Source organism: Caulobacter sp. DMC95, from assembly GCF_056313785.1.
Genome location: NZ_JBQUZP010000007.1, coordinates 60,728 through 81,386, shown reverse-complemented (window position 1 = coordinate 81,386; position 20,659 = coordinate 60,728). Strand labels below are relative to the sequence as shown.

Sequence of the window (20,659 nt, the reverse complement as noted above, 5' to 3'; positions counted from 1 at the left end):
AGCGCTGACACATGGCTCGCGTTAAACGTGGCGTGGTTGCTCACGCCAAGCACAAGAAGGTTCTCGAGCAAGCCAAGGGCTTCTACGGGCGCCGCAAGAACACCATCCGTACGGCGAAGGCTGCGGTCGACAAGGCCGGCCAGTACGCCTACCGCGACCGCAAGGTGCGCAAGCGCGCCTTCCGTTCGCTGTGGATCCAGCGCATCAACGCTGGCGCCCGTCTGGAAGGCTTCACCTACTCGCAGTTTATCCACGGCCTGGACGTGGCGGGTATCGTGATCGACCGTAAGGTCCTCGCGGACATCGCGGGCAACGACCCGGCTGCGTTCAAGGCCATCGCCGACAAGGTTCGCGCCGCCCTGGCCTAAGGTCTTTTTGGATCTCTGATCCAACCGATCTTGCAAAGCCCCCAGGCGCGAGCCTGGGGGCTTTTTGCTGCGCGAAAAGCTGTCATCCCGGCCAAGCGCGTAGCGCGCAGAGCCGGGACCGCAGCAAGCGCTGGCGCTTTCCGGTGGTCCCGGCTCTCCGCTCCGCTGCGGCCGGGATGACAATGGAAGTTCCAACAGTCACCAAAACCGCCTAGACGGATGCCCGTCATGACCGATCTCAACACTCTCGAAGCCGACGTGCTGGCCCAGGTGGCCGCCGCCTCGGATCTCCAAGCGCTCGACGCGGTCCGCGTGGCCGCCGTCGGCAAGACCGGCTCGATCTCGGGCCTGCTCAAGACCCTGGGCGCGATGAGCCCCGAGGAACGCAAGACCCAAGGCGCGGCGATCAACGCCCTGCGCGACAAGGTCCAGGACGCGATCACCCAGAAGAAGGCCGCCCTGGAGGCCGCCGAACTGGACGCGCGCCTGGCCAGCGAGACGCTGGACCTGTCCCTGCCCGCGCCCTACCGCCGTAAGGGATCCGTCCACCCGACCATGCAGACCATGGACGAGGTCGTGGCGATCTTCGCCGAGATGGGCTTCGCCGTGGCCGAAGGTCCGGACATCGAGGACGACTTCCACAATTTCACGGCCCTGAACTTCCCCGAGAAGCACCCGGCCCGCGAGATGCACGACACCTTCTTCTTCAACCCGAAAGAAGATGGCGAAAGGATGCTTCTCCGCACCCACACCAGCCCCGTGCAGGTGCGGACCATGGTGTCGCAGAAGCCGCCGATCCGGATCATCGCGCCGGGCCGCACCTATCGCTGCGACAACGACGCCACCCACACGCCGGTGTTCCACCAGGTCGAAGGTCTGGTCATCGACAAGGGCATCCACATGGGCCACCTGAAGTGGACCCTGGAGACCTTCCTGGCCCGGTTCTTCGAGACCGACGCGGTGACCACCCAGTTCCGCCCGCACCACTTCCCGTTCACCGAGCCGTCGGCCGAGATGGACGTGCAGTGCGACCGCTCGGGCGGCGAGATCAAGATCGGCCAGGGCACGTCCTGGCTCGAGATCCTGGGCTGCGGAATGGTTCACCCGAACGTGCTGCGCGCCTGCGGCATTGATCCGGACGAGTACCAGGGCTTCGCCTTCGGCATGGGCGTCGATCGCCTCGGGATGCTGAAGTACGGCATGCCGGACCTGCGCGACATGTGGTCGTCGGACGTCCGCTGGCTGGCGCACTACGGCTTTAGCGCCTTCGCCGCGCCGAACCCGGCGTCAGGCCTGAGCTGATCGCCCTTCTGGAATTCCACCAACCCCTCCGCGCGGCGGCGGGGCTTGGAGATTGAAAATGAAATTCACCCTGTCCTGGCTCAAGGACCACCTTGAGACCACCGCCACCGTCCCCGAGATCGTCGCGGCCATGACCATGGCCGGGCTCGAGGTCGAGCACGTCACCGATCCGGCGACCAAGCTGGCCCCGTTCACGGTCTGCAAGATCGTCGAGGCCGCGCGTCACCCGAACGCCGACCGCCTGCAGGTCTGCCAGGTCGACACGGTCGACGGCCGCAAGGAGATCGTCTGCGGCGCGCCCAACGCGCGTGCGGGCCTGACCACCATCTACGCCCCGATCGGCGCCTATGTGCCGGGGCTGGACGTGACCCTGGTCGAGAAGCCGGTGCGCGGCGTCGTCTCGAACGGCATGCTCTGCTCGGCCGCCGAGCTGGAATACGCCAGCGAGAGCGATGGCATCATGGAGCTGCCCGACAGCCTCGCCGTCGGCACGCCGGCCGTCGAGGCGCTGGGCCTGGAAGCCGTCATCGATTTCGAGGTCACCCCCAACCGCCCCGACTGGCTGGGGGTCGCCGGCATCGCCCGTGATCTGGCCGCCGCCGGTGTCGGCACGCTGAAGGACTTGTCGATCGCCCCGATCGCCGGAACCTATCCGAGCCCGATCAGTGTGACGGTCGATGGCGAGGCCTGCCCGGCCTTCGCCGGTCGCTACATCCGCGGCGTCAAGAACGGCCCGTCGCCGAAGTGGCTGCAGGACCGCCTGACCGCCATCGGCCTGCGCCCGATCAACGCCCTCGTGGACGTCACCAACCTGATCTCCTACGACCGCGCCCGGCCGCTGCACGTCTACGACGCGCACAAGCTGTCGGGGACGCAGATCTCCACGCGCCTGGGCCGCCACGGCGTGAACGGCGACGAGCACCTGATCGCCCTGGACGGCAAGACCTACGAGCTGACGCCCGACATGTGCGTGATCGCCGACGCCCAAGGCGAGCGCCCGATCGGCTTGGGCGGCGTGATGGGCGGCGAAAGCACCGGCTGTTCGGACGACACGGTCGACGTGTTCGTCGAAAGCGCTTGGTTCGAGCCGATCCGCATCGCCCAGACCGGCCGCACGACCGGCATCGCCAGCGACGCCCAGTACCGCTTCGCCCGCACCGTCGACACCGGCTCGCTGGTCCCCGGCATCGAGCTGGCCACCAAGCTGATCCTGGAGCTGTGCGGCGGCGAGCCGTCGGAGGTTGTCTATGTCGGCGAGGTTCCGCCCGCGCCGAAGGGCTTCGCCTTCGATCCGGACTATGTCGGCCAGCTGTCGGGCCTCTCGGTGACGCCGGAGAAGACCCACCAGATCCTGGCGGCGCTGGGCTTCGACGTCGTGCTGGGCTCGCCCTGGACCGTCACCCCGCCGACCTTCCGCCGCGATGTGGAAGGCAAGGCCGACCTCGTCGAAGAAGTCGCGCGCATCGCCGGCTACGGCGCCCTGCCCTCGACGCCGCTGCCGGAGGTTCCGCGCGCCGTCGGCGGCATCCTGACCGCCAAGCAGGCCCGCGCCCGCGCCGCCCGTCGCGCCCTGGCGGCCGCCGGCTACGCCGAGGCCGTGACCTTCAGCTTCACCAACCGCAAGACCGCGTCGCTGTTCGGCGGCGGCCAGGACGTGCTGGTGCTGGCCAATCCGATCGCCTCGGAACTGGACTGCATGCGCCCCTCGCTGCTGCCCAATCTGATCGAGGCCGCCGGTCGCAACGCCCGCCAGGGCTTCCCGGACGCGGCCCTGTTCGAGATCGGCCCGACCTTCCACGGCGACAAGCCGGCCGACCAGCGCACCGTCGTCTCGGCGATCCTGGTTCCGAAGGCTCCGCGCGGCTGGGACAAGGCATCTCAAGGCGACGTCTTCACGGTGAAGGCCGACCTCTTGGCCCTTCTGGAAGAGCTGGGCGCGCCTGTGGCCTCGCTGCAGACGGCGCAAGGCTCGGCCTCGGCCTGGTGGCACCCGGGCCGCTCAGCGCGCCTGCAGCTGGGTCCCAAGGCGGTGATGGCCGAGTTTGGCGAGATTCACCCGGCGGTGCTCAAGGCGCTGGATGTGGCCGGTCCGATCTATGGCTTCGAGATCACCTTGGAGGCGATCCCAGAGCCGAAGAAGAAGGCGATCAAGACCCGCCCGGCCTTCTCGCCCTCGGCCCTGATGCCGCTGACCCGCGACTTCGCGTTCCTGGTCGACAAGGCCAAGGCCGCCGGCGATCTGGTCAAGGCCGTAGCCGGCGCCGACAAGGCGCTGATCACCGCCGCGCGCGTGTTCGACGTCTATGAGGGCCCCGGCGTGCCGGAGGGCTTCAAGTCGGTCGCCATCGAGATCGTGGTCCAGCCCCGCGAGGCCACCCTGACCGACGCCGACATCGAGGCCCTCTCGGCCAAGGTCGTCGCGGCGGCGGAAAAGGCCGGCGGCAAGCTGCGGGGCTGATCAAATCCTCCCCCTAGCGGGGGAGGTGCCCGCAAAGCGGACGGAGGGGGCAGTTCTAAAGCCTTGTCGCTTCCCCCTCCGGCCTTCGGCCGCCTCCCCCACTGGGGGGAGGGATTGCTGAATTTCCAGGCGCCGCGCCTCGCCGAGGGCAAAACCGTCCCTTGCCGCGACCGATCGCCTCTTTCGCCGGCAGGACCTTGCGCAATCAAAAACCCCGCGCTACCTCTAGGGTGCGCCAACGGAAATCATCGCTTCCACATGCAATCGACCTTCGCCTTCGCCGCCTTCATGACCACCGGCCTTACCGCCGTGGCCGTGATGTCGTGCGCCGTGGCGATGTGGAACATGATTAATCAGATTAAAACCGTCCGAGTTCGAACGGGGCAAAATCGGCGCAAGCAGCGGTAGGAAATCCTACCAAAACCAAAGCCGAAGGATCGCAAGATCTCCAAAAAGCCCCGCTCACACGAGCGGGGTTTTTTGTTGCGCGGTTCCTCGGTCCTAACAGCCTCTCAAAGCCAAGGATCGACCCCAATGAGCTACCTGCCCTCCCCACCCGCCTTCCATAGCGACCATGACGGCGTCACGGTCCATCAGCTGCTGCTCGCCGCCCAGGACGCGCCCAGCGCGCTGGAAGCCGTCCGCCAGGGCCTGGCTGACAGCGGCGCCGAACTGTGCGGCCTGACCATGAAGCCTGTGGGCCAGATCGTCGAAGCCTCGCTGAAGGTGCGCCACCTTGGCGACCAGGCCGCCCGCCTGCTGGCCCGCGATCTGGCCGCCTGGCCCGGCGTCAATTCGGCCTCGGTCGAGCATCAGTGGTTCCGTCCGTGAGCGACCGCGTAGACCCGCTAAAACCGGAAGGCGGCGACCTTGCGTCCCTGCGTCGCCGCCTCTTCCTGGTCACCGCCGAGGACACCCCCGACGCCCTGATGCGCGTGCTGGGCGTGGCCTCGGTGCAGCAGGCTCGCCTGCGCGCCCTGTCCGCCGCTCCCGAGGGCCCTCATATGGCCATTCGTCTCGAGATCGACGACCAGGGCGACGACCGCGCTCAGGTACTGGCCTCACGACTGGCGGCCTGTCCTTCGGTGCGGGGCGTCGGATTCGGCTGGCGGCAGTAACCGATCGGCGCCGGCGTGCGTATCTGTAGAACGCACACCTCCGGAGTTCCCGATGCGCCGCTTGATCGTCCTTCTCGCCGCCGCCCTCGCCATGCTGGCGGCCCCCGCCCTCGCCGCGCCCAAGGCCGAAACCGCTATCTTCGCCGGCGGCTGCTTCTGGTGCATGGAGCACGACATGCAGGGCGTGCCCGGCGTCCTCAAGGTCGAGAGCGGCTATACCGGCGGGCATCTGAAGAACCCGACCTATCGGGACGTGACCAGCGAGACCAGCGGCCACTATGAGGCGGTCCGAGTCACCTATGACCCCGCCAAGCTGGACTACGGCTTTCTGCTCTATCGATACTGGAAGCTGGTCGACCCCACCGACGACGGCGGCCAGTTCTGCGATCGCGGTCCGTCCTACCGCCCGGCGGTGTTCGTCACGCCCGCCCAGCGCCCGATCGCCGAGAAGTCCCGCACTGAGGCCGCCAAGCGCCTGAAGACCGGCACGATGAAAACGCAGATCCTGCCGGTGCAGACCTTCTACCTCGCCGAGGAGTATCACCGCGACTACGCCAAGCGGAACAAACTGAACTACTTCGCCTATCGCACCGGCTGCGGCCGCGACGCGCGTCTCAAGCAGGTGTGGGGCGGCTAAGTTCGCACCCAACCTAGCCTCGACTCCGCCTGAATCCCGTGTAGCTTACTTCTGTAAATACACGGGAGGACGTCGATGAACCGCCGCATGCTGCTGGCCTCGGCCGCGCTGCTACTCGCCCCGCTGGCCGCCCAGGCTCAGGGACGCGACGTCTCCGTCACCATCTACAATTCCAACCTCGCTTTGGTGGAGGACGCCCGGTCCCTAGACCTCAAGGCGGGCCGCCAGAAGCTGGAGTTCAAGGACGTCTCCGCAGCCATCCGCCCCGAGACGGTCAGCCTGTCGGCCCCGGGCGTGACGATCCTGGAACAGAACTTCGACTACGACCTGCTGACCCCCGACAAGCTGATGGAAAAAGCGGTCGGCCAGCAGGTGAAGATCGTCCGCACCAATCCGGGTGATGGCAAGGAGACCACCGAGGTCGCCACCGTCCTGGCCGCCAACCAGGGCGTGGTGCTGAAGATCGGCGACCGCATCGAGGTGCTGCGCGACGACGGCGTTCCGACCCGCGTCATCTTCGACAAGGTGCCCGAGACCCTGCGGGCCCGCCCGACCCTGTCGGTCAATGTCGAGGCCGCCAGCGCTGGCGGCCGGCAGGTCAAGCTCAGCTATCTGACCTCGGGCCTGTCCTGGAAGGCCGACTATGTGGCCCTGTTCGATGAGGCCAAGAGCACGATGGATCTGCAGGGCTGGATCACCCTGTCCAACAATTCCGGCACGCCCTTCGAGAACGCCAGGACCCAGCTGGTCGCCGGCGACGTCAATCAGCTGAACGACGGCGGCGGTTTCCAGCCGCGTCGGTCGCCGGGCATGATCAGCGCCGGAACCGAGAGCGGCGTCGGCGAACGGGTGGCCGACTACTACGTCTATCCGCTGCCCGAACGCACCACGATCGCCGCCAACCAGAACAAGCAGGTCGGTTTCCTGTCGGCCCAGGGCGTCGCCGCCAAGAAGGTCTATGAGGTCCGCGAGGGCTGGTTCACCAGCCAGGCCGAACCCGTCAAGGCCGTGGTCGCCATACAGTTCAGCAACGCCAGGCTGGCGGGCCTGGGCAGCCAACTGCCAATGGGGACCATGCGGGTCTACATGCGCGACGCCGCCGGCGATCCGAAGTTCGTCGGCGAGAACGCCATCGGCCACACCCCCGCCGGATCGGAGCTATCGATCAAGACGGGCGAGGCGTTCGACGTCTCCAGCCAGGCGACCCTGGTCGCCGAGAGCCGCGTCTCCAAGCGCCTGACGCGCTACGAGATGAAGTACTTGGTGCGCAACGCCAAGGACCAGCCGGTCACGGTGGAACTGCGCCAGGGCGGTCTGGGACGCGACAGCACCGTCAAGGCCGAAAGCCTGAAGGGCCGCCGCATCGACGCCGGCACCCTGGGCTGGAGCGTGCCCGTGCCCGCCAACGGCGAGACGATCCTGACCTTCACGGTCGAGACGGGGTGGTGATGACGTCCTCCTCACCCGCATGGCGGGGGAGGTGGCGCGATGCGAATACGCATCGTGACGGAGGGGGCGTCCGCTCTGGCCCGAAGCGCCCCCTCCACCGCTTCGCGGTCCCCCTCCCCCGTTTTACGGGGGAGGAGAAGGCCGCCGCCACCACCCTCGCCCTCACCCTCACCCTGGCGATCGCCCTGCCCGCCCAGGGCGAAATCCTCGCCTCACGCGCGCCGGAGACGGTGGCGATCACCCTCTATCGCGACGGCGACGGACCGTTCCAGGCCATGGATCCCTGGACCCGCCGCCAGGCCAGCGAGAAAGGCCTCGTCCTGGTCACCGAGACCCGGACCGTCGACCTGCCGGCCGGTCGCCACACCGTCCGGTTCGACGGCGTGGCCGAGGGCCTGATCCCGCAAAGCGCGGCGATCGAAGGCCTGCCCGGCAAGGCGGTCGAGCGCAACTATGACTATGCACTGCTCAGCCCCGGCACGCTGGTGCAACGCTCCCTAGGCCAGCCGATCAAGGTGGTCCGCACCAACCGCAAGACAGGCCGCCAGCAGACGGTCGACGCCACCCTCGTCCAGGGCCCCTACGGCCTGATGGTCCGCACGGCCGAGGGCGTCGAGGCCCTGGGCTGCGCGGGCGGCGCTGAGCGTCTAGTTCTGGATCGCGTTCCTGAGGGCCTGACCGACAAACCCAGTCTCTCAACCATCGTCGAGGTCCCCTCGCCCACCCGCGCCCGTCTGACGCTGTCCTATCTGGCGCTGGGCGTGAACTGGCAGGCAGACTACGTGGCGCGCCTCCATCCGGATGGTCAGCGCCTGGACCTCACCGGCTGGCTGACCCTGGTCAACAGCGGCGGCAGCCAATTCGCCAACGCCAAGACCCAGGCCGTCGCCGGCAAACTGTCCCGCAAGTACGTCCGCGTCGACAAGGGCGAGGCCCGCTCCATCCGCCGCGCCTGCTGGCCGATGGACACTACGCACGACATCGAGAGCCCGCCCCCGCCCGCGCCGCCACCGCCGCCACTGCCCATTCCCCCGGTCATGGCGGCCGCGCCGATGGCCCGCTTCGCCGCCGAGGAAATCATGGTCACCGGCGCGCGCGCAAAGCTGGCCGAGCAATCGAACCTGGGGGACTACAAGCTCTACACCCTGCCCGAGCCGGTCACTCTGAACGCCCGGCAGACCAAGCAGGTGGCCTTTCTCGACCAGAAGGACGTCGCCTTCCAGCGGCTCTATGTCGTCGCGATGGACAACTATGACGGCTACGACGCGGCGGATGCGCTGTTGATCACGCCTAATGTCGTGCTGCGGCTGGAGAACAAGGCCGCCAATGGCCTGGGCAAGCCTCTGCCCTCGGGCGCTCTGTCGGCGATCGAGACCGCCGACGGCCGACCGACCTTCGCCGGCGAACAGGCGGTGCGCGATGTGGCGGTGGGCGAGCCACTGGATCTGGTCATCGGCCGCGCCATGGATGTTCGCGTGCTGCCGCGCCTGGTCGAGGATCGGACGCTCTCCAAGGGTCGCGTGCGCCGCACCTACGAACTCGACCTGGCCAACGCCAAGACGGTTCCGATCACGGTGGAGATCCGTCACGACCCCAGCGCGCCGCAGTTCAAGGTCGTGGCCGAACCCCAGAAGCACGACATTCGGCAGGGTCAGGTGGCTTGGCGGGTGACGCTCCCGGCGGGCGAACGGCGGAGCTTCCGCTATGCGGTGGCGTTTGGCGGCTAGATACCGTCACGCTCTCCCGATACAGGGGGAAGGTATCGATCGGGGGGTCACATGGTAAAACCTGTTCTGGAGCGGTGGCTGGAGCGCGGCCTCTTCGCATCACGCTGGCTGATGGCGCCGTTCTATGTCGGCCTCGTCTTGGCGCTCGGCGCGCTCTTGGTGGTGTTCTTCCAGGAACTCTTCCACGACCTGCCCCAGGTTCTGTCCATGAAGCCGGAGAACGCGATTCTCATGGCGCTGACTCTGATTGACCTCTCGTTGGCGGCCAATCTGTTGGTGATCGTGATCCTGTCCGGCTACGAGAACTTCGTCTCCAAGATCGACACGGCGGGCCATGAGGATCGTCCGGACTGGATGGGCGCCGTCGATTTTTCGGGCCTGAAGATGAAGCTGATCGCCTCCATCGTGGCGATTTCGGCGATCGCCCTTCTGAAGGCCTTCCTGAAGCTCACCGAACCCGGCGTGGCGCTCGATCAGGCCCGGCTGCTCTGGCTGGTCCTGGTGCACCTGTCTTTTGTAGTCTCGGGGGTGCTGTTAGCCGTGATGGATTGGCTGAACAGCAGGGTCAAGCACCACTAGACCGTTTCCGATCCGATGGGTCCCGTCGGATCGGAAAGGGCCTAGAACGGCAGCCGGCGACGCTGGCGGCTGTAGCCGAGATAACCGACATTAGCGCCCAGGCGCAGACCCACGCCCGCCCGGATCGGCGCGAGGGTGATCTCATCAGCCTTCTGATAGTTCACGCCCAGGCCGCCGACGAGATACGCGCTGCCCTCCACGCCCGGGAAGCGGCGGAAAATGGCGTCCGGATACTGCAGGTCGTAGCACAGGGTGAAGACGCGGCTGGCGTTGCCGCCCCAGTCCCACCCGATGGTCGGGCCCTGCCAGAAGACCTCCAGCGTCGGCCGGCCTTTCATGTAGAGCAGGCCACGGCCATAGCGCAGGCCCGCGATGAAGGCGCCCGAGCCCTCCTCGCCGGCGATGTAGCCCGTGGGCTGGCCCTTGTCCTTGAAAACCTTTTCGATCGCTGCGCCAGCGCTTTCCGCCGTGACGCCCAGGAAGTCGGAGGTGGCGCGGATCATCTCGTCAGCCGAATAGGTCTGGGCGCGCCCCGTGCCGTAGGTCGGCGTCATGCCGGTCGAGGCCGGCGCGGCTTCAGGCGGCGATGGCGGCGGTGCGTAGGACTCCTGCGGCGAAGGCGGCGGCGCGTTCGGATCGGTGATCGGCTGGGCAGGAGGCAGCTGCTCGGAGGTGATGCGCTGGCGAGCCAGGGCCTCCGACGCCACAGTCGAAAGGCCGAGCGCGGCGCTCGAGAGGATCAGCTTGCGACGGTCCATGTCAGGGCCTCCGGATCAGATTGTTTGCAACACTGTTGCAAGCCATTGCGTCCGGTTTGGGGCTCCAAACTTAATGCGCGGTTAAGCATAACCGCCGCTCACGCCCTCACCGCGACCGCAACGCCCCTCGCGAAGCGGCGCAAATGTGATATGCGCACGCGCATGACTTCGACGCCTCTCGATAAGATCCGCAACTTTTCAATCGTTGCGCACATTGACCACGGCAAATCCACGCTGTCGGACCGGCTGATCCAGACGACTGGCGGCCTGACCGCGCGTGAGATGAGCGCCCAGGTCCTGGACAACATGGACATCGAGAAGGAGCGCGGCATCACCATCAAGGCGCAGACCGTGCGCCTCTCCTACAAGGCCGCCGACGGCGAGACCTATATCCTCAACCTGATGGACACCCCAGGCCACGTCGACTTCGCCTACGAGGTCAGCCGGTCCCTCGCCGCCTGCGAAGGCTCGATCCTGGTCGTCGACGCCAGCCAGGGCGTGGAAGCCCAGACCCTGGCCAACGTCTACCAGGCCATCGACAACAACCACGAGATCGTCCCGGTCCTCAACAAGGTCGACCTGCCCGCCGCCGACGTCGACCGCGTCAAGGCGCAGATCGAGGACGTCATTGGCCTCGACGCCTCCGACGCCGTCGAGTGCTCGGCCAAGACGGGCGTCGGCATCCCCGACGTGCTGGAAGCCATCGTCACCCGCCTGCCCCCGCCCAAGGGCGACCCGAACGCGCCGCTCAAGGCCCTGCTGGTCGACGCCTGGTACGACGCCTATCTCGGCGTCGTCGTGCTGGTGCGCATCTTCGACGGCAGCCTGAAGGCCGGCCAGCAGGTCCGCATGATGCAAACGGGCGCCACCCACCGCATCGACAAGGTCGGCGTCTTCACGCCCAAGGCCACCGACGTCGAGTACCTCGGCCCCGGCGAGGTCGGCTTCTTCACCGCCTCGATCAAGGAAGTGGCCGACGCCGCCGTCGGCGACACCATCACCGACGAAAAGAAGCCCACCGCCGAAGCCCTCAAGGGCTTCAAGGAAGTGGTCCCGGTGGTGTTCTGCGGCCTCTTCCCGGTCGACGCCGCCGACTTCGAGGACCTGCGCGCCGCCGTCGGCAAGCTGCGCCTCAACGACGCCAGCTTCACCTACGAGATGGAATCCAGCGCCGCCCTCGGCTTTGGCTTCCGCTGCGGGTTCCTCGGCCTCCTGCACCTGGAGATCATCCAGGAGCGTCTCTCCCGCGAGTTCGACCTTGATCTGATCGCGACCGCCCCCTCGGTGGTCTACAAGATCAAGCTTCGCAACGGCGACGAGATCGAGCTGCACAACCCGGCCGACCTGCCCGACGTCATGCAGATCGAGGAGATCGCCGAGCCCTGGATCAAGGCCACGATCTTCACTCCCGACGAATATCTCGGCGGCGTCATCAAGCTGTGCCAGGACCGCCGTGGCATGCAGCGCGAGCTCTCCTATGTCGGCAGCCGCGCCATGGTCGTCTACGATCTGCCGCTGAACGAGGTGGTGTTCGACTTCTATGACCGCCTGAAGTCGATCTCGAAGGGCTATGCCAGCTTCGACTATCAGCTCGAGGACTACCGCCCCGGCGACCTCGTCAAGATGTCGATCCTGGTCAACAGCGAGCCCGTCGACGCCCTGTCGATGCTGGTCCACCGCAGCCGCGCCGAAAGCCGCGGCCGGGGCATGTGCGAGAAGATGAAGGAGCTCATCCCCCAGCACATGTTCGTCATCCCGATCCAGGCCGCCATCGGCGGCCGCATCATCGCCCGCGAAACCGTCCGCGCCCTGCGGAAGGACGTGACCGCCAAGTGCTACGGCGGCGACGCCAGCCGCAAGAAGAAGCTTCTGGAGAAACAGAAGGAAGGCAAGAAGCGGATGCGCCAGTTCGGCAAGGTCGAGATCCCGCAGGAAGCCTTCATCGCGGCGCTTAAGATGGACGAGGATTGATCGGGGCGGTTAGCGCCGGATTGTTGGGTTTGAAGCGCCCCCGCCGGGAGACTGGCGGGGGTGTTTTTTGGCTCATTGCTAGGACCCGAGACGCTCGGAAGGGCTGCTCTCAGCTCATCACTGTATCAGGCGTGCCGGATAGTACTCCGCAGTAGAGCCGAAACCCTATGCCGCTCCGTAGGGACGGGATGGCGGACCACGATCTCAAGCTTGGTATTGACCGAACGTATGTGCGACGTCTTGAGGCTACGCTTTGGGGCCAGTTTCAACCATAGGATTGAAACCCTTCCATGAGTAGCTAAAGTGCACTCTAGCGCACGGAAACTACAAGAGCCATGCCGTCAAAGACCAGCGAACCATCCCCGGCAATAGCCCGGCCGGACCTTGGCAAGGACGAAGCGGCTTTCGTCACTGCGATCCGGGAGAGTCGAACTTCTGGCACCGCCGCGACGGCGACCCTGACGACGGACGATCGGGTGCTGGCCCGTATCACCGACGGGATCTACCGCCAGCCCTCATCGGCTCTGCGGGAGCTGATCTCCAACGCCTATGACGCTGACGCAACCCAGGTGGTCATCGATACCGACGCGCCGCGGTTTAGGCAGATCCGCATTCGCGACAACGGCCACGGGATGGACGAGGACGCCCTTGGCCGCATGATCTATCACATCGGGGGCAGCTCAAAACGGACGACCGTCGGTGCCAAGGTCGGAACCACCGATGCGAAGGATCCGAACCGCTCACCAAACGGGCGAAAGCTGATCGGCAAGATCGGCATCGGCCTGTTTTCAGTCAGCCAACTGACGTCGCACTTCCAGATCATCACCAAGGTCGCGGGCTCCGATCATCGACTCTTCGCCGACGTTGTCCTGCGGACCTATAGTGAATCCGACGAGCCTTCGGATGGGACCTTTGAATCGGGCACAGTGAAGGTGGTCTCGGTGCCCGCCGAGGATCTGGCTTCACACGGCACGGAAATTATCCTGCTGAACGTCCGGCCCAAAGCCAAGGACATCCTTCGCTCGAAGGACCGATGGGAGAATGTCTTCGAGCAGGAAGGCCTGCCGGCCGGCGAGCGCGACCCCGGTGCCGTTGCGCCACCGTGGCATATTGGATTTGCGGAGACGAGCTCTCTGGACGGCGAGGAGTCAGTCTCGTTCCGTGTCCCGCCCAGCCTGCCTTGGAATCTTGATGATCCCCCGCAGGTCAGGTTCGAGAAGCTCTATCAGGGCGTAGCGGACCAAGTCGGGAGCACGACAGGAAGGCCCGATCTAGCCAAGACGCTAGACACCTATCTGGGAACGATCTGGGCGCTAAGCCTGTCAGCCCCAATTGGCTACATGGGCAAGCATCCGTTCGACCTGGGCGCGGATGATAATCTTCTGGTGTTCAAGCTTTCGAACATCGGCCGAGGCCGGGCCGATCCGGTCCCTCTTCAGCCTGGCCAAACGGTGCGCCAGGCGCTGGGACTAAAAGCTGGCGCGGAAGATTCAGCAGGCGGCTTCACGGTCTACATTGACCAAATCGAGCTTCGCCGTCCCATCAGCTACCAATACTGGGCAGCCAAGAGGCAGGGCGTGTCTAAGCCCATGCTATTCGTTGGATCCTATAAGCCGGACCTGTCAAAGGTCAGCAAGAATATACGAGGTGGAAGCCTGGCATTCGAGGGTTACCTGTTCTGGAATTCCAGGATTGTCCCCAAGGAAAACAACGGGATTTTGATTAGAATAAACGGTTCCAGTGGCGCACTGTTTGACGATACGTTCATGAAGTATCAGGTCTCGGAGCAAACTAGGCTTCGCCAGATCACTTCTGAGATTTTCGTCAGCGAAGGCCTAGATGCGGCGCTGAATATCGACAGAGAGTCTTTCAACTTCGCCCATTCGCACTATCAGATCGTGTCGAACTGGGTGCATCGCGCGCTTCGACAGCTGGCCAATACGCACAAGGGCATAGGCGATGATATCCGCGCTGGCCAGAAACACATCGACCGGATAGCGGCGACGGATAAGCTTGGCCGATTTGCCGCATCGACGTGGGCAAGAGCACGTAGCGATCAGGACGAGGCACCGCCCGAAGTCGAGATAGTTCCCACTCCGATCGAGGCGGCCGCGCTACGCCGCTCCGGGGTGCTGGCGCTCGATATGTCACAGCTACCGCGCCTTCCAGCGCTACCGGCGCGACAAGCCAAAGACGAGGCTGAACACCGCGCCCAGATAATGAAGGCCATCGCCCTAGTTCTCGACGGCTTTGGCCTACTTCAGGACATGCCCTACGCGCGGCAGCATGAGCTCATCGGCGCTCTGCTCGCGGTCTTTTTTGAGGACGCCCAGGACCAATGAGCGAGGAGCATGGGGACGAAGTAGCGCCGGAAGACATCGATCTCGGCGCGGTCCCGGAACACGGCGAGTTCGACAAGGTCAAGACGCAGTTCGAGCGTTGGCATCATCCGCGCAAACAGTTCGTGCGGGTCAAGCAATGGTGCGCGGCCGCGAAGTCGCTGATCAAGGAGCTGAACCTGGCACCCGGAACGCCTTTCAGCTACCTGACCCTGCCAGGCAACGAGCTGCTGGATGTCCGGGCGCTGAGCGGAGTCTGCAACGGGGCGTCCATCCCCCTGAAGTATCTCGGCTTCAACAGCGTTGGTAAGGGTACGCCTGGGCAGGCCGAGCTCAACATCTCCCAAAGCGAAGTGCGGGAACTAGGGGGCATCGACCCGTTCTCGATCGTGCTTGAGGAGCGGCTTGAGGCCGTCGCGAACGACCTGAGCCCAGCGTACCGCCGCACTCTCGAGTACGGCCCGTTTCATGCGATCAATATCGATCTATGCGACTCGATCACGCACCGGGATGCTGACGACCGGCGCGGTAGCACGCTGGGGGTGCTCGGCAAACTGCTGGAGCTTCAGCTCCAGACGACATCGCCTTGGCTGTTGTTCGTAACGACGATGGCCCAGCCAAACCTAGTCTCGGATCGAACTCGTGAAGGCTTCATGGGCGCAATCAACGCCAATAAAGCAGCCAGCGAGGAGTTCAAAGCGGAGCTGGCCAAGCTCATCTCGGGATCCGTTGACGAACTCGACGCGCGGCTCGACGCTGCGTGGCAGAGCCAGGATCCGGATTTCCTGCGGCTGTTTTGTACCGGCTTGGGGAAGTGGCTCCTATCCCTGCTAGGCAACGCAGCCCCACCGCGGAATTTCACGCTGCTTAGCAGCTACTATTATCGTGTCGGTCCTGATGGGCCCGACATGCTGTCGCTCGCCTTCCGGTGCGACACCCCGCCCCAAGTGCTGAACGACCAGTTTGGCATCATCGCTGCCAGCCCGGCAGCGGCACAGGATCCCTTCTCAGAAGTGCAGCTGGCAATTCGGATGGCGCAGGGGCTAGGCGCTAGCGCGGATCTGGATCAGATGTTGAAGGACGACGTCACCTTAGCGGAAAAGCTGATCGTCGGGGCCAGTAAGCTCCTGTCGTCGGCAAGGTTCAGCGCGCAGGCCTATGAGGCTTGGGCGCGCGAGGAGCTGGAGCGGTTCAAGGCGACGGGATAGCCGCGCATCGAATTGCGGCGAGCTAGCCCGCCTTCTTGAGCTTGTCCGCGTAAAGCGCTTTGTGGACGGCCTTGGCCACAGCGTTCGCCAATGGAGGCGGAACGGCCTCACTCACTTGATCGATCTGCGACGAAAGCGTCCCGTGCAGCTCATACGTCGGCGGGAAGCCCTGCAGCAGCATAGCCTCATAGACGCTAAGGCGGCGCCGGCCGGAGGGATGAACATTGACCTCGCGATGGCCGTAGGCCACCGCAATACTAGGCTCGTCCCACTCCAGCATCTTGAAGCTGCGGCCTTTCACGCCTGGCCGGACGCCACCTTCCTGGCTGAATTTGGGTGACTTCGGGAACATGCACCAGTGGTTGATGTGGCCATCGTGGGCCGCCATGTCTAGGCCGCGCGCGAAGTAAACTGGGTCGGGGAGGTGCTCGATCGTTTGGCGCACGGTCTTTTTCGGCTTCATCGGAACGCTCAGTTTCGCCGGATCCACGCCAAGGAACCGATCCCTGTTGATGCCCACCAAGAACAGGCGAGGCCGGTTTTGCGGCGTACCGTGGTCCTTGGCGTTCAGCATTAGCCGCGCGGTCAGAAAGCCTGCGGCATCTAGCTTCTCTTCGACGGCGGCAAGGGTGGCGCTGTGCTTCTTTAGTGTCAGGCCGACCACGTTCTCCATCACGAAGAAATCCAGCTTCTGCCGGGCGTGCAGCGCTGCAACAACATCGGCAAAGGTCTGGGGCAAGGCGGTCCGAGCGTCATCCACCCGCTGGTTGACGTTAGCTTGGCTAAAGCTCTGGCAAGGAGGGCCGCCTATGACGCCCGTCGGCCGAAGTTCGCCCTCGTAGATGCTGTCGAGCTTTTCGACCGTAATCCCAGCGAGGTCCTGGACCCGGGCGACTCGGGCGTCTTTCTTGCGGTTCTGGTTGTAGGATCTGACGCTGTCGCTCTTTCGGTCAAGCGCTAGCGCGACCTTGAAGCCGGCTTGTTCGAAGCCGAGGTCGAGTCCGCCAGCACCGCAAAATAGGCTTAGCAGCAATATACAACTCCTAGACGTACTGGCTCACCAGATTCAATCCTGGAATGAAAATCGCAGATTCCGAGATTCACGCCATACTCCGGACACGTCGATGCCAACCGACGATCTAATGCGTTTAGCTGATCGGCTGATACAGCGGGCCGTTGCCCCACTCTAGACAAAACAACCGACATCGCTGCGGAGACCGCCGGTAGCTGACCTATAACCACAGCCTAGACCGCCTAGCCAGTTCGCGCCGATGATCTTGAAGATGCGTTCAGATTGATATGGCACCTTTACTCTCTTTCGAGGCTGGGAGCTGAGTACCCCCACCTCTTCCCGCACTTAACCCCCTGAATTCCCTCACTCCGCCCCCGCCCTACACCCCGCGCCGTCCCCGGTGTCCGGAACGGCCGTATCCTCGGGGCATGAGCAAATCGCACCCCGACGCCCGCCCCACTTGGTTCCGCCTCTCGGAGGACTCGTGGGCCCAGATCGCCGATGAGTACAAGAACGGCGCGACCGCCGACGAGTTGTCGGCCAAGTGGAAGGTCGCGGCCCGCACGATCTATCGCCGGGCGGGCCTGGGCGGCTGGACCAAGAAGCGGCACGGCGACCAGGTGGCGCGCGAGCACGCCGCAGCGTTCGAGGCGCAGGCGGAGGCCGCGCGGCGGGCGGCGCTGGGCGGCGCGGGGCCCCTGCCCGGTGAGCTGTGGCTGACCGGCGACGAGGACGCCGACGCCGAAGCCCTCGACGCCTTCGATCCGGCCTTCGCCGCCGCGTCGGGCCGGGGGGCGTCCCCGCCTCCACCGCCGCCGCCGCTGTCGACCGATCCCTCCGACCTGAAGGCCGCGACGCTGGCGCGGCTGGCGGCGGCGATCCAGTCGGGGCGCGACCAGGAGGCGCTGAGGCTGGCCACCCTGGCCGACCGGCTGACGCGGCTGGCCTCGGCCGATGAGGAGGGGCTGGGGTCGTTTCCGGGCGGCGCGCCCGACGGCGATGAGCCCTATGACGCCGAGCGGGCGCGCCTGCTGATGACCGGCTTTGTCGACTGGCGGCCCTCGCGGGCCCAGGTCGAGCACGAGACGGCCTACATGTTCCGCTCGATCTACCTGATCGCCCTGGCCATGCTGATGAAGCCCGACACCGTGCCGGGCCTGTTCAAGCGGCGGGTCAGGCGCTTTCGCCGCGACTATCTGGGCGAGGATGATCCCCAGGCGATGGAGGCCGCGGAGATCATCACCGAGGGCCTGCTGCGCGAACAGGAGTTGGCGGCCATGGACTTCACGGGCCCGACGCCGCAGCCGGCCCGCAAGCTGCCCGCGCGCACCTGGCCGCCGCCGCGTCCGCCCTACCCCTCGCGCAAGGACCTGGCCAAGGAGGCCACGCCCCTGCCGCCGGCCGAGCCGCCGCGCGGGGCGGTGCGATACGGACGGCGACGCTAGAGCAACGCCCGTCCCCTCCCCCTCGCCTCACCCGAACGGCGGCTTGAGCCGGTAGAACCGCCCCTTGCCCAGGAGGTCGTAGACGCGGCGGATGCGGAAGGCGTGGGGCTGGGCTTTCGCGAGGTCGTACTCGGCCTGGGAGAGGCCGAAGGGGGCGACCTCGCCGGCCAGGGTGGCCTTGACCACGATCAGGCGCGGGATCTCGTCGAGACCGAAGCTGATGACGTCGCAGCCCTCGGGGTCGCCGCCACGCGCGGGGCGGATGGCGCCGGCCAGGTCCGGGCGGCCGCGATCCGACAGGCGGCGGGCCTCGTGGGCGACGACGCTGGCGATCCCCAGGCCCTTCAGGAACCGGTCGTCGGCCTCGCGGCCGCCCATGTCAAACCGCTGGATGGCCTGGATCAGGCGCTCGGTCATCGGCATGGGCCTGGGCGGCGCGGTCTCGATAAGCGGGATGGCGCTGGGGGCGGCGAACAGGGCGGCGGGGCGGACAGCGGCGGCCAGCAGGGCGGGCTTGGCGGCCAGCTGCTCCTCGACCGCGTCGAGCAGGGCGTCGTCATAGGCCCAGCGCGGCGGCTGGTCCTTGAGGATCGGCAGGCCGATCAGCGACAGCACCGCCGAGATCTCGCCCTGCTTCCAGCTGATCGGGCCGTCGGCCTTGCCGGTGACGAAGCGGACGGTGCGGTCGTGGGCGGCGCGGTCGACGGGCTTGCCGACGAGCGTCTTCTCCAGCTGGGCGATGTAGTCGCCCACCACCACCGCGAGGTCCGCCCCCGTCCAATCGCGTCCGCCCGATTCCCCCGTCATGGGGCGATGATGCGTTAGCCGCGCGCGCTGCGCCAGCGGCGAAGCTTAGCGGCCGACGGCCGGGGCGGCGGTCGCGCGCGGGGCCAAGGGCGGGGCGTCCTGGACGGGGGTCTGGTCGTCCTTCAGGCCCGCCGCGGTCATGGCCCGGCGCAGGGTGGTGACGGGGGCCTCGGCGCCGACCTTGAAGGTCAGCACGGCGGTCTGGGCGGGGTTATCGCCGAGGTTCGCAAAGCCCCCCGTCCGCTCGGCGTTGAGGGTGACGCCGTAGGTCCGATTGGCCTGGACCCGGCACAGCAGGACGAAGGTCTTCTGGTCGGCCAGCAAACGCGGGGTCTTCACGCAGTCCAGCGGCTCGGCGCCGGCGGCGGGGGCGTAGTTCCACGCGGTCGGCGACATCTGCTGGTCGAAGGCGACCTTCAGGATCAGCACGCCGGGAGCCACCACCTGGTCCTGCGCCGGATAGCTGGACACCAGCTTGGGCGGCAGGGTCGGCGGCAGGATCAGCACCGGCGAGACCGCGTTGGGCCCCTCGGGCGGCGGGGTCTTGACCTGCGCGTGGGCGCTCGCGCCGCTGAGGGCGGTCAGCAGGATCAGGGCGGAAACCGGGTGACGCAGCGACATCTTTCCAGACTGACGGGCAAGCGCGGCCTTCTCAAGGCGCCTTCGGAGGCCTACATCGCTCTGATGACCGACAAGACCGACACCGTCCCCGACGGCGAGACGCCGATGCAGCGCGCCCTGCGCCTGAAAAAGGCCGCCCAGGGCCGCCACGGGCATGGCCCCAAGGCCTCCAGCGGCAAGGTCGAGCGGTCCAGCGCCGCCCCACCGACCGGCAAGTCCAAGCCCTGGATGACGCGGTGACGCCGCCGCGCGTCCTTGGCCGCACGTCCTCGATCAATGTCCGCAAGGTTCTGTGGACCCTGGACGAGCTGGGCTTTGAGTACGCGCGCGAGGACTGGGGCGCAGGGTTCGCGTCGACGCGCGACCCAGGCTTCCTGACTCTGAACCCAAACGCCCTGGTACCTGTGCTGATCGATGATCACGGGCCGCTTTGGGAAAGCAACGCGATCTGCCGCTATCTGGCGGCGGGCACGCCGCTGTTTCCGGACGACCGCCGCCAGCGAGCCCTGGTCGACCAGTGGATGGACTGGCAGGCCACGGAGCTGAACGCGGCCTGGCGCTACGCCTTCGGCGGCCTTGTCCGAAAGTTTCCGGGGTTCGACGATCCACGCCAGATCGAGGCCAGCGTCGCCGCCTGGAACGCGGCCATGGGCGTGCTGGACGCCCGGCTTGCGGAAACAGGCGCCTATGTGGCCGGCGACACCTTCACCCTGGCTGACGTGGTGCTGGGCCTGTCCATCCACCGCTGGCTGGGCAGCCCGATCCCGCGCGAGACACGCCCAGCCATCGCCGCCTACTTCGCACGCCTGAAGACGCGGCCGGCCTTTGCGGCGTGGAGCCTGCCCGACGTGCCGTGACCG

20 protein-coding genes are annotated in these 20,659 nt (G+C 66.2%); 16 read left to right on the top strand and 4 right to left on the bottom strand.

The annotated features are described in order from the left end of the window. Positions 1–11 precede the first annotated feature (11 nt). From rplT to ACT53N_RS16015, 10 genes are all read left to right on the top strand, one after another. On the top strand, positions 12–368 hold the full coding sequence (rplT, locus tag ACT53N_RS16060) for a 50S ribosomal protein L20 (protein ID WP_476064841.1): 357 nt from the start codon (positions 12–14) through the stop codon (positions 366–368). Between the two features lie 228 nt (positions 369–596). Then, positions 597–1,670 (top strand): phenylalanine--tRNA ligase subunit alpha, encoded by a 1,074-nt coding sequence (gene pheS, locus ACT53N_RS16055; RefSeq protein WP_476064840.1) that lies wholly within the window; start codon positions 597–599, stop codon positions 1,668–1,670. Positions 1,671–1,728: 58 nt separating this feature from the next. Next, positions 1,729–4,128: a phenylalanine--tRNA ligase subunit beta gene (gene pheT, locus ACT53N_RS16050; protein ID WP_476064839.1), complete on the top strand. Its 2,400-nt coding sequence runs from the start codon at positions 1,729–1,731 to the stop codon at positions 4,126–4,128. A 258-nt stretch (positions 4,129–4,386) separates the two neighbouring features. Then, on the top strand, positions 4,387–4,536 hold the full coding sequence (locus ACT53N_RS16045) for a hypothetical protein (RefSeq protein ID WP_024265662.1): 150 nt from the start codon (positions 4,387–4,389) through the stop codon (positions 4,534–4,536). Between the two features lie 126 nt (positions 4,537–4,662). Then, positions 4,663–4,959, top strand: a complete 297-nt coding sequence (locus tag ACT53N_RS16040; protein WP_062099731.1) for a hypothetical protein — start codon at positions 4,663–4,665, stop codon at positions 4,957–4,959. After that, the gene (locus ACT53N_RS16035) at positions 4,944–5,246 is read left to right on the top strand and encodes a hypothetical protein (RefSeq protein ID WP_096052095.1); all 303 of its coding nucleotides are present in this window, start codon (positions 4,944–4,946) and stop codon (positions 5,244–5,246) included. Before ACT53N_RS16040 ends, ACT53N_RS16035 begins: the two co-directional genes overlap by 16 nt. Positions 5,247–5,298: 52 nt before the next feature. Further along, the gene (gene msrA, locus ACT53N_RS16030) at positions 5,299–5,883 is read left to right on the top strand and encodes a peptide-methionine (S)-S-oxide reductase MsrA (protein ID WP_476064838.1); all 585 of its coding nucleotides are present in this window, start codon (positions 5,299–5,301) and stop codon (positions 5,881–5,883) included. 75 nt (positions 5,884–5,958) lie between these two features. Next, a complete protein-coding gene (locus ACT53N_RS16025) occupies positions 5,959–7,332 on the top strand; it encodes a DUF4139 domain-containing protein (RefSeq protein WP_476064837.1) in 1,374 nt (457 codons plus the stop codon). Beyond that, on the top strand, positions 7,332–9,059 hold the full coding sequence (locus ACT53N_RS16020) for a DUF4139 domain-containing protein (RefSeq protein ID WP_476064836.1): 1,728 nt from the start codon (positions 7,332–7,334) through the stop codon (positions 9,057–9,059). The genes ACT53N_RS16025 and ACT53N_RS16020 overlap by 1 nt, the downstream gene beginning before the upstream one ends. Before the next feature lie 51 nt (positions 9,060–9,110). After that, the gene (locus ACT53N_RS16015) at positions 9,111–9,638 is read left to right on the top strand and encodes a TIGR00645 family protein (RefSeq protein WP_476064835.1); all 528 of its coding nucleotides are present in this window, start codon (positions 9,111–9,113) and stop codon (positions 9,636–9,638) included. Between the two features lie 41 nt (positions 9,639–9,679). Here the strand turns inward: ACT53N_RS16015 and ACT53N_RS16010 are convergent, their stop codons facing one another. Then, entirely contained in the window at positions 9,680–10,396 is a 717-nt protein-coding gene (locus tag ACT53N_RS16010; protein WP_476064834.1) for a DUF1134 domain-containing protein, read from the bottom strand. A gap of 162 nt (positions 10,397–10,558) precedes the next feature. On the opposite strand from ACT53N_RS16010, the gene lepA reads away from it, so the two are divergent. From lepA to ACT53N_RS15995, 3 genes are all read left to right on the top strand, one after another. Next, complete coding sequence (lepA, locus tag ACT53N_RS16005; RefSeq protein WP_476064833.1) at positions 10,559–12,367, top strand: translation elongation factor 4; 1,809 nt, start codon at positions 10,559–10,561, stop codon at positions 12,365–12,367. Positions 12,368–12,702: 335 nt separating this feature from the next. Next, entirely contained in the window at positions 12,703–14,709 is a 2,007-nt protein-coding gene (locus ACT53N_RS16000; protein WP_476064832.1) for an ATP-binding protein, read from the top strand. Continuing rightward, entirely contained in the window at positions 14,706–15,914 is a 1,209-nt protein-coding gene (locus ACT53N_RS15995; protein ID WP_476064831.1) for a PP_RS20740 family protein, read from the top strand. Before ACT53N_RS16000 ends, ACT53N_RS15995 begins: the two co-directional genes overlap by 4 nt. A gap of 22 nt (positions 15,915–15,936) precedes the next feature. Here the strand turns inward: ACT53N_RS15995 and ACT53N_RS15990 are convergent, their stop codons facing one another. Further along, positions 15,937–16,947 carry a DNA cytosine methyltransferase gene (locus ACT53N_RS15990; protein WP_476064830.1) on the bottom strand — a complete coding sequence of 337 codons (1,011 nt, stop codon included), beginning with the start codon at positions 16,945–16,947 and terminating at the stop codon, positions 15,937–15,939. Positions 16,948–17,354: 407 nt separating this feature from the next. Here ACT53N_RS15990 and ACT53N_RS15985 point away from each other — a divergent pair, with 407 nt between their 5' ends. Next, positions 17,355–18,371 carry a hypothetical protein gene (locus ACT53N_RS15985; protein ID WP_476064829.1) on the top strand — a complete coding sequence of 339 codons (1,017 nt, stop codon included), beginning with the start codon at positions 17,355–17,357 and terminating at the stop codon, positions 18,369–18,371. A 27-nt stretch (positions 18,372–18,398) separates the two neighbouring features. Here ACT53N_RS15985 and ACT53N_RS15980 read toward each other — a convergent pair whose 3' ends face one another. Continuing rightward, complete coding sequence (locus ACT53N_RS15980) at positions 18,399–19,178, bottom strand: protein NO VEIN domain-containing protein (RefSeq protein ID WP_476064828.1); 780 nt, start codon at positions 19,176–19,178, stop codon at positions 18,399–18,401. A gap of 45 nt (positions 19,179–19,223) precedes the next feature. Continuing rightward, positions 19,224–19,799 (bottom strand): hypothetical protein, encoded by a 576-nt coding sequence (locus tag ACT53N_RS15975; RefSeq protein ID WP_476064827.1) that lies wholly within the window; start codon positions 19,797–19,799, stop codon positions 19,224–19,226. 63 nt (positions 19,800–19,862) lie between these two features. On the opposite strand from ACT53N_RS15975, the gene ACT53N_RS15970 reads away from it, so the two are divergent. Next, positions 19,863–20,039 (top strand): hypothetical protein, encoded by a 177-nt coding sequence (locus tag ACT53N_RS15970; RefSeq protein WP_476064977.1) that lies wholly within the window; start codon positions 19,863–19,865, stop codon positions 20,037–20,039. Continuing rightward, entirely contained in the window at positions 20,036–20,656 is a 621-nt protein-coding gene (locus ACT53N_RS15965; protein WP_476064826.1) for a glutathione S-transferase family protein, read from the top strand. The genes ACT53N_RS15970 and ACT53N_RS15965 overlap by 4 nt, the downstream gene beginning before the upstream one ends. Positions 20,657–20,659 lie beyond the last annotated feature (3 nt).

Bases quoted from the DNA above. Each gene is read 5' to 3' on its own strand.
- rplT (WP_476064841.1), top strand. From the start codon at position 12: ATGGCTCGCGTTAAACGTGGCGTGGTTGCTCACGCCAAGCACAAGAAG.
- pheS (WP_476064840.1), top strand. From the start codon at position 597: ATGACCGATCTCAACACTCTCGAAGCCGACGTGCTGGCCCAGGTGGCC.
- pheT (WP_476064839.1), top strand. From the start codon at position 1,729: ATGAAATTCACCCTGTCCTGGCTCAAGGACCACCTTGAGACCACCGCC.
- ACT53N_RS16045 (WP_024265662.1), top strand. From the start codon at position 4,387: ATGCAATCGACCTTCGCCTTCGCCGCCTTCATGACCACCGGCCTTACC.
- ACT53N_RS16040 (WP_062099731.1), top strand. From the start codon at position 4,663: ATGAGCTACCTGCCCTCCCCACCCGCCTTCCATAGCGACCATGACGGC.
- msrA (WP_476064838.1), top strand. From the start codon at position 5,299: ATGCGCCGCTTGATCGTCCTTCTCGCCGCCGCCCTCGCCATGCTGGCG.
- ACT53N_RS16025 (WP_476064837.1), top strand. From the start codon at position 5,959: ATGAACCGCCGCATGCTGCTGGCCTCGGCCGCGCTGCTACTCGCCCCG.
- ACT53N_RS16020 (WP_476064836.1), top strand. From the start codon at position 7,332: ATGACGTCCTCCTCACCCGCATGGCGGGGGAGGTGGCGCGATGCGAAT.
- ACT53N_RS16015 (WP_476064835.1), top strand. From the start codon at position 9,111: ATGGTAAAACCTGTTCTGGAGCGGTGGCTGGAGCGCGGCCTCTTCGCA.
- ACT53N_RS16010 (WP_476064834.1), bottom strand. From the start codon at position 10,396: ATGGACCGTCGCAAGCTGATCCTCTCGAGCGCCGCGCTCGGCCTTTCG.
- lepA (WP_476064833.1), top strand. From the start codon at position 10,559: ATGACTTCGACGCCTCTCGATAAGATCCGCAACTTTTCAATCGTTGCG.
- ACT53N_RS16000 (WP_476064832.1), top strand. From the start codon at position 12,703: ATGCCGTCAAAGACCAGCGAACCATCCCCGGCAATAGCCCGGCCGGAC.
- ACT53N_RS15995 (WP_476064831.1), top strand. From the start codon at position 14,706: ATGAGCGAGGAGCATGGGGACGAAGTAGCGCCGGAAGACATCGATCTC.
- ACT53N_RS15985 (WP_476064829.1), top strand. From the start codon at position 17,355: ATGAGCAAATCGCACCCCGACGCCCGCCCCACTTGGTTCCGCCTCTCG.
- ACT53N_RS15980 (WP_476064828.1), bottom strand. From the start codon at position 19,178: ATGACGGGGGAATCGGGCGGACGCGATTGGACGGGGGCGGACCTCGCG.
- ACT53N_RS15975 (WP_476064827.1), bottom strand. From the start codon at position 19,799: ATGTCGCTGCGTCACCCGGTTTCCGCCCTGATCCTGCTGACCGCCCTC.
- ACT53N_RS15970 (WP_476064977.1), top strand. From the start codon at position 19,863: ATGACCGACAAGACCGACACCGTCCCCGACGGCGAGACGCCGATGCAG.